Genomic DNA, 14,725 nt, shown 5'->3' with positions numbered 1-14,725 from the left:
ATCCTGAAAATTCAGGACGGACGCTATCGCAAGGGACTCATGCGGCGCTGTCAGACGCTTCTCGAATTGCCCGTTCCGTTTTCCTCAGACGGTGTGGGCCGGCAAGGCAACAAGATCTGCGTCTGTGTCACGAACCGGATTAGCTCGCCCGCTGCCTGCACGCCTCTCCGAACGCGCGAAAGATCGCCCGATAATCCGGATGCTCCGTCACTTCCCATTCCGGGTGCCATTGCACCCCCAACGCAAACGCCCGGCTGCCCTCCACCGAAAGCCCCTCCACCAGGCCATCCTCCGCCACGGCTTCGATGCGCAAACCCTGCCCCACCCGCGCGATGCCCTGGCCGTGGACGGAGTTGACTTCGATCTGTTCCTTGAGCCCCAACCGCGCCAACACCCCGCCCGGTCGCACGGTCAGTGCATGGTTGCGGGCGTATTGGTCCTGGACCGGCTCGTTGCTCGGCGGCTCGTGCTCGGCGCCGGGGCCGTTGAGTTGTTGATGGAGCGTGCCGCCAAAAGCGACATTCATTTCCTGGAAGCCGCGGCAGATGCCAAGCACCGGAAGACCGGCCTCGACAGCGGCGCGCCAGAGCGGCAGCGCCAGGTTATCCCGGGCCGGGTCGTGCTCGGTGCCAGGCGGGCTGGGTGGGCCGCCGTAGTGATGGGGTTCGATATTGGAAGGCGAGCCGGTGAAAAGCAGCCCGTCCAGGCCGGCGATGACGTCAGCCGGATCGATCAGCGACGCAACCACCGGAAGGATCACCGGCAGTGCCTCGGCGGCGGTCGCGACGGCTTGTGCGTATTTGTCGTTGCTGAGCTGGACGGTGTGTGGGCCGACCTTGCCTGAACAGGCGATGATTCCGATCATGGGTGGACGAGACATAGGGTTCCCCAGTTTTTCAGTTGCCTATGGATCGGATTTCGGCGCGGGTTCGGTTGTTCAATTTTGATGACGGCTGGCGCCATTGCCTGAACGAAGCCATCGGCACAGCGGTCGGAACAGCAAACCCCGGCAAAGAAACCTCACCCATGCCCTTACGATCCGCTGTCCTCGTCACCTTGATCGCGTTGTCTGCCGGCACGTCTGCAATGACGCAAGAGCCGTTGCGCCTGGAAAGCCTGAAGCGCTGCGGCGACTTGCTCGAAATCGAGCGCCAGGAGTGGTGCTTGACCGCGCAAGGGCTGGGTGAAGCAACGCCGCAACTGAAGCTCGGTGAAAAAGCGATTCCCGCTGACAGGGTCCAGCGTGACGGCCAACGCCTGCGTCTGCATTTGGACAAGGCCGACTACCAAAGCGGGCCGCTCTGGCTGGAAGACGGTCCGCGCGCCAGCAATGCCGTTTGGTTGACCCTGCGCAGCAGTCATGTCGTCGCGGCCGGGCCGGATGAGGTGACCAAGAACATGGACGGCCTGACCACCTATGTGGATCTGGTCAGCGTGTTGATCGAGGAAAGCCACGATGGCCGCCAGGAGGCGGAACGTCTCGCCAACAAGTACGGGGCCAGGGTGGTCGGCAGCATCGCGCCGCTCAACGTGTATCAATTGCGCCTGCCGGCCAGGGACCTGATGCAGCGCGACGCGTTGGTGCTGCGCCTGGGCGGCGAAACCAGCGTCGATGCCGTAGTGATCGAAGAGTCCGGGGCCGAAGAAACCGAGCAAGCGCCCACCCAGCCCGAAGAGCCCAAGAAACCGGCCCAGGGCTCCGATGAATGGGCCGCGAATCGCTTTCTCGACGCGGTGCATTACTACCAGCGGCGCATCCCCGGGCAGCAGTCGCCGATCCAACCGCAGCCGGTGCGCATCGGCTTGATCGAGCGTGACGTGGATTTCGACACGGCGGATTTCGCCGACTATCTTGGCCCCTGCTCCATGCCGCGCACCTGCGTCTACGCCCGTGATGCGAACAAACCCGACAACCATGGCACGACCGTCGCCGGCATTCTCGCCGCGCGCTGGAACGATGGTGGCAACACCGGTTTGCTGCGGGGCCTGGACAAGGCGAGCGGCGGCTTCGAAGTGATCGTCGAGCGAAATTCGGACGCGGGGATCACAGCCAACATCGCCGCCTCGGTGAACCTCGTCGAGGATGGCGTCCGTGTGCTGAACTGGAGCTGGGGCATCCACCGCGTGGGAGCGAAAGACGTCAATGGCGATGACGTCGATTCGCTGCTGCGTTCGGGTATTGCCATGAGCGGCTACGAAGAACTGCTGGAAGAGTTTTTCCTGTGGCTGCGCAAGGAACATCCCGACGTGGTGGTGGTGAACTCCGCTGGCAATGGGTCGTCATTTTCCGGCACCGATGAATACCGCCTGCCCTCCTCGTTCATTACCGAACAGTTATTGGTGGTCGGCGGACACCAGCGCAGCGAACGGGCCGGCGTCGCCGTCGATGACCCAGGCTACGCGGTCAAGCGCAACTCCTCGAATATCGACATGCGCGTCGACATCACCGCCGCCGCGTGCACCCACGCCTCGACGCCCAATGCCGGCGAGGATGGCGCGGTGCATTGCGGCACATCGTACGCTACACCCATGGTCACCGGCCTGCTGGCAGCGATGCTGTCGATCAACCCGCAACTTCACCCCGAACAGCTGCGCATGCTCCTGCGCCGCAGCGCCATGACCATTGGCGACAATCACGACTTCGAACAAATGGACGGCGAAGACCTCACCGCACCCATCCTGCCGTCGGAGCGCAATTACCAGCTCAACGACAAGGACGTAGGGCGTTCGGCACGGCTGGACATGCAAAAGGCGCTGGATCTTTCGGTGCAGAGTCGCAGCCGGGTGCGTTGATGCAGGGCTCAAAATCAGCGCTACACTTTCGGCGATAACTTATTCGACTGGCGGTATGATCGACCCCCAGCCTCTTACGCGCCCAAGTGGAACAACATGAATCGTCGCAAGAAAATAAACCAGTTGCTCAAGGCCAACGCCAAAAAAGCCAGTGCCAAGCTGGCACCGAAAAGCAAAGACCGATACATCAGCAAAGCCGACCGACTGAAAATGGCGGCTGAAGCCGGACCGGACTCGACCGTTTCCCCTGAGAGCTGATTCTTTGAACCCCATTGACCCCCTGTCGCTTCAACGCGTCATCACCGCCCACGGCACACTCGAAGGCGCGGCCTACTTCGACGCAGAGGAAAGCCTCGTCCACGACATATTCGTGGACCGCATCGTTTTCCAGACCAACTACCTGGACCACAGCAGCTATAAGGCCGACCTGGCCGAGGGCGCGGTACGTGTGCGCAAGACGCGGCTGGATAACTACCACCGAGGCCACAAGGCCCAGGTGATCGACGATGCCATGGACGAGGACGATTGGCTGGAATTGGGCAGTCTGTGGCAGCGTCTGAGTCGTGACCTGGACACTCAGGGGCAAACGCCACCACCGGATCCGGCCGATACGCTGGCGGACCTGTTCGACTGCCTGTTCGACGAGACGCACGCGCAAGCGCTGATCGAAAACATGCCGGCGGCTACCGGCCAATGGGACTGGGCGTGGACCCAGCTGCAATCGGCCCTTGTCAGCACCCATCGGATGGCTGAGTTCGAGTGGAAGGAATGGTCGTTGTCTGGCGTCTACGCCATCAACGCCCTCGCCCCCCTGCGCGAACGGGGCATTGAAATCCCCACACCCGACGGCACAGTCGTCGATGCAGTCAATCACGCCGACGATTGGGAGCGGGCGCTGCTCCAGTATTTCAATGCACGACTGGAAATCCACGATTTGAAGCTGTTGGCCATCGGCACGCATTTCGACGAGTACCAAGCGTTTGCATGCCTGCCGATGGACGGTCTGGGCCTGGCCAATGCGTTGGAAATCATGGGCAGGCTGGGCATCGTCTACAAATACTGAGCCTGCTGTTTTGTGGCAAGGGAGCTCCCTTGCCTGGAATGAGGCCCGGGTCGCCCTGGACGGTAACCCCTGTGGAGCGAGCCTGCTCGCTCCCACATGATTTTGCTCAAGGCCCTTCTTCGAAAGGGCTTTGGCGTTGCAGCGCCGCCTCCACCGCCGCCTTGTCGATCACCGACCACACCCGAACGATCTTGCCCTGCTCGAAGGTATAAAACACGTTCTCGGAAAATCGAATCCGCCGACCGTGGGTGTCCAATCCGAGGAAACGTCCGCGCGGCGAGCAATCAAAAAGCAAACGACTCGCGACATTCGGCGGTTCGACCACCAGCAGGTCGATATTGAAACGCAAGTCCCCGATCGTGCCCACATCGTTTTCCAGCATCGCCCGATAACCCGCCAGGCCCACCGGGGCTCCGTTGTAGTGCACGCTGTCGTCGACGAAGCTGCCCAGGTCTTGCCAGCGACGGGCATTGAGGCAGGCGATGTAGTTGCGGTATTGCTCGGCCAGGTCCATGTCCAAGTCCTCCATCAGCGAGGGTTACCTGGCAATGACCGCAGACAAAGGCCAGTGGTTCTGGACGAACGCCTTCAATGCCGCAACAGTTTGCGCAACGGAATCTCATCCTTGCGAACCGGCGACTTGATGACGATGTAGCTGAAGTACTTGGAGATGCCGATGTTCTTGTCCAGCAGGCTTTCCATCACGTCCTGGTAATCCTGGATGCTGCGGGTCATGAAACGGACCAGGTAATCGTAGCCGCCACTGATCAAGTGGCATTCGAGCACTTCGTCGACGAGGCGAATATTGGACTCGAACTTGGCGAAGTCCTCACGCTTGTGGTCGCTCAGGGTGACTTCGGTGAACACCGTCACCGAATCGGTGATCTTGGCAAGATTGAGATGGGCCTTGTAGCTGGAGATATACCCCGCCGACTCCAGGCGCTTAACCCGTTGCAGACATGGGCTGGCTGACAGCCCCACAGCGTCGGCCAGGCTGACGTTGGTCATGCGACCGTCTTTTTGAAGCTCGACCAAAATGCTGATGTCGATCCGGTCCAGTTTCGCTAAACCTTCCATCGCATACCCCTCGCCTGCCGTTTGTAAGACAATCTTCTAACAAAATCAGCGCCGTAAAGACAGCTGATGCTGAGCCACCAGGTCCGCCATGCTGTTGATGCAGTAGTCCGCCGCGCAGGGTGCCGGGGAGGTGTCGAGGTCGCGACAGATCAGGCACACCGCCCCAACCGCCCGCGACCCTGTGCCAGGGCGGGTCACGTGAAGGATCGCCGCCGCGTCCAGCCCATTGGCGTCCAGCCAGTCACGATCCTGCAGCGGCGCGCTCGCCAGCGAAATGAAATCCTCCGGCTCGATGCCCAGGCGCTCGCACAACACGCCACGGTCCTCGGCGTCGCGGTCGCCCAATACCAACAACCGATAGAACTTGCGCAGGTAAAGCATCGCTCCCGGTGCGTCCTCGAACAGCGTCCAGCCCGCGGCCGAGCGGGCGAAGCTCATGCCCTCCTCCCAACTGGCCTTGAGCTTCCAGCGCTCGGCCAGTTGACGGTGGGCGAAACACAGCAGGCCACTGAAGCCCAACTCGCCGAAGTGCGGATACAGGGATTGCAGCACCTCGTTGAAATCGGCGAGCAGCGCGGCTTTGTCCAATGGTCCGGCATGGTTTTCCAACAACGGCTGCAAGGCCGCCCAGACACCTGAATCACGATCCACCAGGACCTCATCGCAGTCGATCAGCAACGCCTGGTATTCAGTCAGCTTCATCTGTAAGCCTCCGATGATGTCCCATCGATCAACGCTCCCTAAACGGCACAGACCCGTGCCAAGGCGCCTTCGAGAATCTGCAACGCTTCGTCGATCTGCGCTTCGGTGGTCACCAGCGGCGCGAGGAAACGCAGGACGTTGCGGTACACCCCGCACTTGATCACCAGCAGCCCACCGGCACGGGCTTCGTCGATCAACCGCTGGTTGAGCTCCGCATCCGGCGTACGCGCATCGTCCTGCTTGATCAGCTCGATCGCCAGCATGAAACCCTTGCCCCGCACATCGCCAATGCACGGATAGCGCGTTTGCAACGCCAACAGGCCCTGGCGCAACCGTTCGCCCAACGCCTCGCCGCGGGCCAAAAGCTGTTCCTGCTCGTAGGCGTCGATCACCGCCAGCGCCGCCGCGCACGACAACGCGTTGCCGCCATAGGTGCCGCCCAGGCCACCGGGCAGCGGCGCATCCATGATCGCGGCCTTGCCGACCACGCCCGACAGCGGCAAGCCACCGGCCAGGCTCTTGGCGACGGTGACCAGGTCTGGCTGGATGCCGGCATGCTGGAAACCGAACCATTTGCCGGTACGTCCGAAGCCGGTCTGGATTTCATCGAGGATCAGTACAATCCCGTGTTTGTCCGTCAGCGCGCGCAGGCCCTGGAGAAACTCGGTGGGCGCCGAGAGGAAACCGCCGTCACCTTGCACCGGTTCGATGATGATCGCTGCCACTCGCTCGGGCGCCACTTGGGTTGCCAGCAGCTCGTCCAGCGCTTGGAGCGCCATTTCGCCGGTGACGCCTCGATACGCGTTTGGATAAGGCGTGTGGAAGACTTCCGGCGCGAACGGCCCGAAGTTCTGTTTATAGGGCTGGCTCATGCCGGTCAGGGTGGTGCCAAGCAACGTCCGGCCATGGAAGCCGCCACGAAAGGCAATGACTGCCGAGCGGTTAGTGTGGGCACGGGCGATTTTCACGGCGTTTTCCACGGCTTCGGCGCCAGAGGTAAAAAACGCTGCCTTATAGTCATGCTGGCCGCCGATCATTTCACACAGGCGCTGAGCCAGATCCAGATACGGCTTATAGGCCACGACCTGGAAACAGGCATGGGAGACTTTCTGCAATTGAGCCTGCACCGCCGCGACAACTTTCGGGTGGTTGTGGCCGATATTGAGCACACCGATGCCCCCGACGAAGTCCAGGTAGCGCTTACCGTCCACGTCCCATAACTCCGAACCCTGGGCCCGATCGATCACCAACGGGTGCGCGGTCACCAGCCCACGGGGCACGAATTGATCACGCTGACGGAGCAGACTCGGGGTTTCTTCGACTTTACTGTTCATTGGCATTTCCCATCGTGAGCCGCGCAACCAGGAAGCGGCTGCGGTGTGTTCACAGGTTAAGCGTTCGACGCAACGGTCTACGCCGAACTTGCTCGTTGAGAAATCCGGATCGACTGTTTACACCCCGGCAAACAGCAGAATCCGCCAACGGCCTCGCGCCCCAACGATTCTGCCGCCATGGGCGCGCTACAGCACCGCCCCGTGCCCCCCTGCGCATGCCTTTCGACAGATCCTGCTTCGCCATTCAGGCATGCTGAACACTCTGGAATCTGACGCGAGAACTGTCCATGGCCCTGCTCTATAAAGCTGACCCGATACGCGGCGAACAGTGGCGACGCCTGTTCGCCGAACAGGCACCCGACATCCAATGGCGGGCCTGGCCAGATATTGGCGATCCTCGGGATATCCGCTACCTCGCCGCCTGGCAGGCACCGGATGACCTCGAGACGCTGCTGCCCAACCTTGAGGTGCTGTTCGCCCTCTCGGCCGGCGTCGACCAACTCGACCTCGCACGTTTGCCACCCACGCTGCCCGTGGTGCGGCTGCTGGATCCAGGCATCAGCCAGGGCATGTGCGAATACGCCAGTTTCGCCGTGCTCAGCCTTCATCGAGACATGATGCGCTACCGCCAGCAACAGGCCGAACGTCGCTGGCAGGCGCATCGCCTGGTGCCGGCCCGGCAACGTCGGGTGGGTGTCATGGGTCTTGGTCTGCAGGCGCGACAGATACTCGCCACCTTGAAGCCATTCGGCTTTGCCTTGTCGGGGTGGGCCCGTAGCGAACATCACATCGATGGCGTGACCTGTCACGCCGGCGCCGAGCAATTGCCCGCTTTCCTCAGCCAGTGCGACATCCTCCTGTGCGTGCTGCCGCTCACCGAACAGACCCAAGGCATCCTCAACCGCCAGCTATTGGAGCATCTGCCCAAGGGGGCAGCCTTGATCAACATGGGCCGGGGGGGTCACCTCGTCGAGGCGGACTTGCTCGACGCACTCGCCAGCGGGCAACTGAGCGCGGCAGTGCTCGACGTGCTGACGCAGGAACCGGCCGATCCCGGGCATCCTTTCTGGAACCACCCGCAGATCCTGCTGACGCCTCATATCGCGGCGATGACCCAGCCGGAGACAGCCTTTGACGGACTGCTGGAGAACATTCGACGGCACCAGCGGGGCGAATCGATGCTGGGCCTGGTGGATCGCGAGCGCAATTATTGACATGGCTATCGCGCAAATCGGCTCGGTATTTCCTGCTGGGCTGACGCCCCGTTGGGGCAAGAAATTCGGCCGGCACCGCTGCGGCTTATCGAAGCTGCCGAATTCACTGGCGGCTATTGTCAGCCCAGGCGACAGGTGAGATACAACCATTCTGCACGGACAATTGCGTCCGGCTCCACGTCAATTTCCAGGGGACCCGCCATGTCCATTTCGCAACGCCCTGCTTACGTTTATCGCGCCATGACCGACGCTGATGTTCCCTCGGCGCATGCCTTGTCCGTGCAGCTGAAATGGCCCCATCGCCTGGAGGATTGGGCCATGTTGCAGCGGCTCGCCCAAGGTTTCGTCGCACTGGATGGGGATCGCTTGATCGGCACTGCGTTCTCCTGCGCCCAGGGCAACTACGCCACCATCGGCCTGGTTATTGTCGACGATGAATACCAGGGCCGGGGCATTGGTCGCAAGTTGATGGAGTTGGCGATCGAGGCTTGCGGTTCGCGGACCGCCGTTCTCAATGCGACGTTGGCCGGCACGCCTCTATACGCCAGCCAGGGCTTCGTTGAGTTCGGGCAGATCCAGCAACATCAAGGGCACACATCGTCACCTGTCCCGCCGACCCTGGGCAACGGCCAACGCTGCCGTGCGCTGGCACCGGCCGATCGGGCCGAGTTGATCAGGCTGGCCAACCTTGGCAGCGGCCTGGATCGCGAGGCCGTGCTGAACGATCTGTTCGATGTCGTTGAACAGGGCGTGGGCATCGAGCAGGACGGCCAGTTGCGCGCCTTCGCCCTGCTTCGCCCTTACGGACGCGGACGCTGCATCGGCCCGGTCATCGCCCAGGACGCCACGCAGGCCCGGCACCTGGTCGCGGCATTGCTGGCCCACGTGCCGGAGGCGTTCGTGCGCATCGATATTCCCGCCGACTGCGGCTTGGGGCCCTGGCTCGAAGAGATTGGCCTCAAGCACGTCGACACCGTCGCCCAGATGGCACAAGGCACTGCGCCCCAGGCCAGTGGCGGCGTGCGCCAATTCGCACCGGTGACCCAGGCCATCGGCTGACAGACTCTTCATTCCATGCCGTTAATTCCGGAGCAATGTTTCATGCTTGAACCCACTGCAATGCTGTTGGCGCGCGCCGATGGCAGCCCCGCCTCCACCTCATTCAAGCCAGGTTCATTGGGTGCCAACGACCCCTTCGACCGGCTCATTGCCTACGCTGGGGTTGATGGCATGGCCGCCGGCGTGGTCCGGGCCGGCGGACGAATCAGCGTCGAGGAGTATCCGTTCAGCGAAACGATCGTCGTCCATGCCGGGGCGGTCACGCTGCGCAGCCAGGCGCAAACGCTGCGGCTCAATCCGGGCGAAAGCGCTGTGATAGCCCGTGGCACCGCCCTCGAAATTGATGCGCAACCGGCTTCGCTGTGGGCCTTTTGTGCCGATACCCAATCCGTCGAGGCCAATCAACCGGGACTCACCGCCCTGCCCGCGCCGACCTTGCTTGCACCCTCCGCGGCGCCCGACGAAGAGATCCTGCTCAGCCCGGCGCCGCAGTGCCGCTCGCACAACCTGTTCGTCGAGCAAGCGACGAACCTGCGCATCGGCATCTGGGATTCGACCCCCTACACACGCAAGTCACGGCCGCACAAGCTGCATGAACTGATGCATCTGCTCGAAGGCAGCGTCACCTTGCAACTGGCCGACGGCACCGAGCTGATCGTCGGCACCGGCGATACAGTGTTCGTTCCCTTGGAAGCCCCTTGCGCCTGGAAAAGCAGCGTCTACGTGCGCAAGGTCTACGTCGTGAGATGAGCGCCAGGCACTGAATTCAAAGATTGCACCGGGTTCTTGTGGGAGCGAGCCTGCTCGCGAAGAGGCCGGCACATCCAGCATCTTCATCGCCTGGGGGGCCGCCATCGCGAGCAGGCTCGCTCCCACATTGGATTTGTTGGTAGCCACAGAACTCACATAATCCACATTGGATTTGTTGGTAGCCACAGAACTCACATAATCCACATTGGATTTTTGGTAGCCACAGAACTTACATAATCCACATTGGATTGTTGGTAGCCATAGAACTCACATAATCCACATACCCTTGTGGGCGCGAGCCTGCTCGCGACGGGGCCGGCACACCCAGCATCTTCATCGCCTGGGGTGCCGCCATCGCGCGCAGGCTCGCTCCCACAATTATTCTGTTTTTTCTGCATTACCCGCCGTATCGATACTCACCACCACCGACATTCCCGGCCGCAGGCGTTCGCTTTCCGGCTGGCCTGGATCGACTGTGATGCGAACCGGCACGCGCTGGGCGATCTTGACGAAGTTGCCCGTGGCGTTGTCGGCCTGCAACAGGCTGAACTCAGAACCGGTGGCCGGGGAGATCCGTTCGACATGCCCATGGAATCGGCGATGGCCGAGGGCATCCACGGTGAAACTTGCCGGCTGGCCAACACGCACCTTATCCATCTGGGTTTCCTTGAGGTTGGCGATCACCCATTTCTGGTTCGGGACCAGGGCCATCAGCTGTGCACCGGAGTTGACGTAGGCCCCGAGGCGTACGCCGATCTGCCCCAACTGACCGTCCCGGGGCGCGACGACTCGGGTGTTGGACAGGTCGATGCGCGCCAGTTGCACCGTCGCCTCGGCACTGGCGACGGCGGCTTCGAGGGAGCCACGGTTGACGACCACCGTTTGCAGATCCTGGCGGGCGATTTCCAGGCTGGCCTGGGCTTGCGCCACGGCGGCGCGGGTTTGTGCGCTGGCCGCGCGGCTCAGGTCCAGCTCACGCTGGGACACCGAACCGTCTTTGATCAGTTCCTCGTTGCGGCGCAGGTCGGCGGCGTTTTTGCGTGCCTGGGCCTGGCTGTCCGCCAGCGCGGCCTGGCGCAGCTTGATGGTGGCTTCGGCGCTGTTGCGTTGTTGCACGACGTTGGCGAGGGCCGCTTGCTGCACGGCCAGTTCCGCCAGTGCCTGGTCGAGACGTTGTCGATAGATGCGGTCGTCGAGCCGCACCAACAGATCACCAGCCTTCACGAACTGAAAATCCTGCACCGGCACTTCATGCACGTAGCCGCTCAACTGCGGCCCGATGATCGTCACCTGCCCGCGCACCAAGGCATTTTCTGTGGTTTCCACGGCGCTACCGAACGGCGGCAATTGCCAGGCATAAAGCACCACCAGCACACCGACGATCGCCACTGCCGCGAACCCCAGGGATGAAAGAACTCTTATCCGCAGGGAACGCGGTTTTGTCGCTGGAACGGCGGGTGGCGCCTGGTCCTCAGGCGTATCGGCGATGGCGTTGGTGGTCGTGGAGGTCGGCTCGGTCATGAAGAAGTGGCACCGCTTGGTTGTGTCGAAGGGGCAGGCGCCATGGCGACGTGCTGGGTGGTAGTCATCAGCCACAGGGCGCGGAGGGAGATCCAGATCATGGTCAGCACGGCGATCACCGCGATCAGCATGAACACATCGTTGTAGGCCAGCACGTTGGCTTCGCGGGTGGCGGCCGCGGCAAGGCTGCGAATGCCTTGCAGGTGCCGCAGGCCCGGATCGGCGGTCAGCGAACCCACCGCCGAACCACCGCTGTCCACCCGCGCGGCCACGCGAGGGTCGAACAGGTTGATGTTTTCCACGAGGTGGCTGGAATGAAATTTCTCGCGCACCACTTGGAAGGTACCGAGCACCGCGGCCCCCACCAGGCCACCGAGGTTCTGGCAAATCCCGAACAACACGGAAAAACTCACCAGATTGCGCGGGTTGGTCAGTACATTGCGCACGCCGAGAATCATCGTCGGCCCCAGGAAAAACGTACTGCCAAACGCCAGCAGAAACTGACTGAAATACATGTTCTGCGGGCGGCTCAGGTTGTTCGAGTAGCTGTCCATGACCGAGCCTGTCGCCATCAACGCGAGGGAGATGATCAGGGGCATGAACAGGTGCGCCGGGTTGATCGTCAAGGCACTGGTCACCAGCCCGGCGATGCTGCCGACCAGCATCACCACATAAAGGCTGTGCATCTGTTGGCTGCTCATGTTCAGCGCTTGCAGAAACCCCACCGCTCCAGTGGATTGTTCCGAAGTCACCATGCGAATCAGGATCACCGCCAGGGCCAGGCGGATCATCACCCCACTGCCCAGCCAGCGCGTCATCAGCATCGGGTTGCTGCGGTTATGCTCGATCGCCAGGCCCGCCAGGATCAACACGATGGACAGCGCCGAGGCCACGCCGATCCATGGCGCCTCCAGCCACCAATCGATGCGCCCCAACGACAGCACCGCGCACAACAAGGCCACGCCGCTGGCAAGCACCGTGAAGGTCAGGAAATCGAGTTTTTCAAACGTCTTGAAGCGGTCGCCCGGTGGCAACTTGAGCAGCAGCACGCAACCCAACGAGAGCAGCGCCATCCCCAGTTCGAACAGGTAGAGGCCCCGCCACTCGGCAATTTGCAACAGGTCTTCGGAGAACAGCCGGGCCATCGGCAAGGCCAGCTGCGAAGTCCCCAGGCCCAGCACTAGCGCCTTGAGCCGCCACTTCGCCGGGAAAGCCTGGATCATGTAATACAGGCCCAAGGAGCTGAGGGCAGCGCCGACCATGCCATGGGCCGCCCGCACGGCAATCGCCGAGTTCAGGTCGTTGACGAACAGATGACCGAACGTCACCAGGGCGTACAGCGCCAGGAACACCTCGGTGAACGCGCGCAAGCCGAACTGCTGGCGAAACTTCACCAGCAGGAGATTCATGGAGACGTTGGTCATGACGTAGGCGGCGGGCAACCAGGCCATCTCGGCGGTGGTGGCGCCGAGGGCCCCTTGCAAGTAAGGCAAGTTGGCGATCACCAGCGAATTGCCCAACCCCCCGGTCAACGCCACCAGCACGCCCACCAGCGCAAAGGCGAGCCGTTTGGGCGTGGGATGCAGTGGCGTCGACGGGGAGCCTGGCAGCGTCGGCCTTTCGTGGGGCTCCCAGGCGCGTGGGGTGTATTGATCCATTCAGAGACCTTGCAGGGACATGTCGGCTCGTTTGCCACGGGTCAATTCCCGTTCGACGATGGGAAGGTGCAAGAAGTGCCCGGGGCTTTTGCGTGGCGAGGGAGCTCGCTCCCTCGCCACCCCACTGCCTTTTTCGAGGCCATTCGACTAATGTCTTACGCCGGTCATCGCATGACCTGCGCCGCTCGTCGCTATCCTGGGGGCACCGTTTTTCCTTGCCGCAACGGCCCGCTTGCCTGCGTTTTGTTAGGCGAAAGCGTTGAAATAGCCCATGGCCGGATCATTCTCGATGAAAATTTGCGGTAATGGCCAGTTGACAACGAGGAACGCTCCACAAATAATCCGCTCCATGTTGTACGACGACGTATGACAAATAAAAACAACAAAAAGTAGGAGCGTCAGAGTGAGCACTCGTGCCCGTTTTTCGTCCAGTAACCGCCCCAGCCGCCGTACCCTTCTCAAATCCACGCCCGCGCTGTCACTGCTCGGCTGCACCGGTCTGGCGCTGTTCATGCCCATGACCGCTGGTGCCGAAGGCTTTGTCGATGATGCCAAAGCCACGCTGAACCTGCGTAACGCCTATTTCAACCGCAACTTCGTCAACGACAACGCCACCCAGGGCAAAGCCGAGGAATGGACCCAGAGTTTCATCCTCGACGCCAAGTCCGGCTTCACCCAGGGCACCGTCGGTTTCGGCGTTGACGTGCTGGGCCTGTACTCGGTCAAGCTCGACGGCGGCCGTGGCACGGCCGGCACCCAGCTGCTGCCGGTGCACGACGACGGCCGCCCGGCCGATGACTTCGGTCGCCTGGGCGTGGCCCTGAAGGCCAAGGTCTCGAAGACCGAATTGAAAGTCGGCGAGTGGATGCCAGTGTTGCCGATCCTGCGTTCCGACGATGGCCGTTCCCTGCCGCAAACCTTCCGTGGCGGCCAGGTGACTTCCACCGAAATCAACGGCCTGAGTCTCTACGGCGGCCAGTTCCGCGCCAACAGCCCGCGTAACGACGCGAGCATGGAAGACATGTCGATGAACGGCCGCGGTGCATTCACCTCCGACCGTTTCAACTTCGGTGGCGGCGAATACGCCTTCAACGAAAAACGCACCCAGGTCGGCGTCTGGTACGCGGAACTGTCCGACATCTACCAACAGCAATATTTCAACCTGACCCACAGCCAGCCGATCGGCGACTGGACTCTGGGCGCCAACCTCGGTTACTTCACCGGCAAGGAAGACGGCAGCGCACTGGCCGGCGACCTTGACAACAAAACCGCCTTCGCCATGCTTTCCGCCAAATACGGCGGCAACACCTTCTACGTCGGCCTGCAGAAAGTCGGCGGCGACGATGCCTGGATGCGCGTCAACGGCACCAGCGGCGGCACCCTGGCGAACGACAGCTACAACTCCAGCTACGACAACGCCAAGGAAAAATCCTGGCAACTGCGCCACGACTTCAACTTCGCCGCCGTCGGCGTGCCGGGCCTGACCCTGATGAACCGCTACATCAGCGGTGACAACGTTCACACCGCCACGGTCGACGACGGCAAGGAATGGGG

14 protein-coding genes are annotated in these 14,725 nt (G+C 62.1%); 7 read left to right on the top strand and 7 right to left on the bottom strand.

All coding sequences use genetic code 11. The features are described from left to right. Positions 1–139: 139 nt before the first annotated feature. Positions 140–880: a gamma-glutamyl-gamma-aminobutyrate hydrolase family protein gene (locus ACLK1G_RS24260; RefSeq protein WP_420767678.1), complete on the bottom strand. Its 741-nt coding sequence runs from the start codon at positions 878–880 to the stop codon at positions 140–142. Between the two features lie 146 nt (positions 881–1,026). Between ACLK1G_RS24260 and ACLK1G_RS24255 the strand changes: the two genes are divergently transcribed. From ACLK1G_RS24255 to ACLK1G_RS24245, 3 genes are all read left to right on the top strand, one after another. After that, positions 1,027–2,793 carry a S8/S53 family peptidase gene (locus tag ACLK1G_RS24255; protein ID WP_420767677.1) on the top strand — a complete coding sequence of 589 codons (1,767 nt, stop codon included), beginning with the start codon at positions 1,027–1,029 and terminating at the stop codon, positions 2,791–2,793. A 96-nt stretch (positions 2,794–2,889) separates the two neighbouring features. Then, positions 2,890–3,051: a DUF2986 domain-containing protein gene (locus tag ACLK1G_RS24250; RefSeq protein WP_420767676.1), complete on the top strand. Its 162-nt coding sequence runs from the start codon at positions 2,890–2,892 to the stop codon at positions 3,049–3,051. Positions 3,052–3,055: 4 nt separating this feature from the next. Beyond that, a complete protein-coding gene (locus ACLK1G_RS24245; protein WP_420767675.1) occupies positions 3,056–3,856 on the top strand; it encodes a DUF6630 family protein in 801 nt (266 codons plus the stop codon). 106 nt (positions 3,857–3,962) lie between these two features. On the opposite strand, the gene ACLK1G_RS24240 is transcribed toward ACLK1G_RS24245, so the two are convergent. From ACLK1G_RS24240 to gabT, 4 genes are all read right to left on the bottom strand, one after another. Continuing rightward, positions 3,963–4,370, bottom strand: a complete 408-nt coding sequence (locus tag ACLK1G_RS24240; RefSeq protein ID WP_420767735.1) for an ester cyclase — start codon at positions 4,368–4,370, stop codon at positions 3,963–3,965. Between the two features lie 74 nt (positions 4,371–4,444). Then, positions 4,445–4,933: an Lrp/AsnC family transcriptional regulator gene (locus ACLK1G_RS24235; RefSeq protein ID WP_420767674.1), complete on the bottom strand. Its 489-nt coding sequence runs from the start codon at positions 4,931–4,933 to the stop codon at positions 4,445–4,447. A 45-nt stretch (positions 4,934–4,978) separates the two neighbouring features. Continuing rightward, positions 4,979–5,635 carry an HAD family hydrolase gene (locus tag ACLK1G_RS24230; protein ID WP_420767673.1) on the bottom strand — a complete coding sequence of 219 codons (657 nt, stop codon included), beginning with the start codon at positions 5,633–5,635 and terminating at the stop codon, positions 4,979–4,981. A gap of 38 nt (positions 5,636–5,673) precedes the next feature. Continuing rightward, entirely contained in the window at positions 5,674–6,969 is a 1,296-nt protein-coding gene (gene gabT, locus ACLK1G_RS24225; RefSeq protein WP_420767672.1) for a 4-aminobutyrate--2-oxoglutarate transaminase, read from the bottom strand. A gap of 287 nt (positions 6,970–7,256) precedes the next feature. Here gabT and ACLK1G_RS24220 point away from each other — a divergent pair, with 287 nt between their 5' ends. From ACLK1G_RS24220 to ACLK1G_RS24210, 3 genes are all read left to right on the top strand, one after another. Continuing rightward, positions 7,257–8,183 carry a 2-hydroxyacid dehydrogenase gene (locus tag ACLK1G_RS24220; RefSeq protein WP_420767671.1) on the top strand — a complete coding sequence of 309 codons (927 nt, stop codon included), beginning with the start codon at positions 7,257–7,259 and terminating at the stop codon, positions 8,181–8,183. A 201-nt stretch (positions 8,184–8,384) separates the two neighbouring features. Next, on the top strand, positions 8,385–9,242 hold the full coding sequence (locus ACLK1G_RS24215) for a GNAT family N-acetyltransferase (RefSeq protein WP_420767670.1): 858 nt from the start codon (positions 8,385–8,387) through the stop codon (positions 9,240–9,242). Positions 9,243–9,284: 42 nt separating this feature from the next. Continuing rightward, positions 9,285–9,992 carry a cupin domain-containing protein gene (locus tag ACLK1G_RS24210; protein ID WP_420767669.1) on the top strand — a complete coding sequence of 236 codons (708 nt, stop codon included), beginning with the start codon at positions 9,285–9,287 and terminating at the stop codon, positions 9,990–9,992. A 378-nt stretch (positions 9,993–10,370) separates the two neighbouring features. Here the strand turns inward: ACLK1G_RS24210 and ACLK1G_RS24205 are convergent, their stop codons facing one another. Further along, positions 10,371–11,513, bottom strand: a complete 1,143-nt coding sequence (locus tag ACLK1G_RS24205; protein WP_420767668.1) for an HlyD family secretion protein — start codon at positions 11,511–11,513, stop codon at positions 10,371–10,373. After that, positions 11,510–13,171 (bottom strand): MFS transporter, encoded by a 1,662-nt coding sequence (locus tag ACLK1G_RS24200; RefSeq protein WP_420767667.1) that lies wholly within the window; start codon positions 13,169–13,171, stop codon positions 11,510–11,512. The genes ACLK1G_RS24205 and ACLK1G_RS24200 overlap by 4 nt, the downstream gene beginning before the upstream one ends. A 403-nt stretch (positions 13,172–13,574) precedes the next feature. On the opposite strand from ACLK1G_RS24200, the gene ACLK1G_RS24195 reads away from it, so the two are divergent. After that, the coding region (locus ACLK1G_RS24195) for an OprD family porin (protein WP_420767666.1) at positions 13,575–14,725 on the top strand (1,151 nt) is incomplete at its 3' end.

Origin of the sequence: Pseudomonas algeriensis, from assembly GCF_048847255.1 — a bacterium.
Taxonomy (GTDB): domain Bacteria; phylum Pseudomonadota; class Gammaproteobacteria; order Pseudomonadales; family Pseudomonadaceae; genus Aquipseudomonas.
This window is presented reverse-complemented; position numbering and strand designations above follow the sequence as displayed.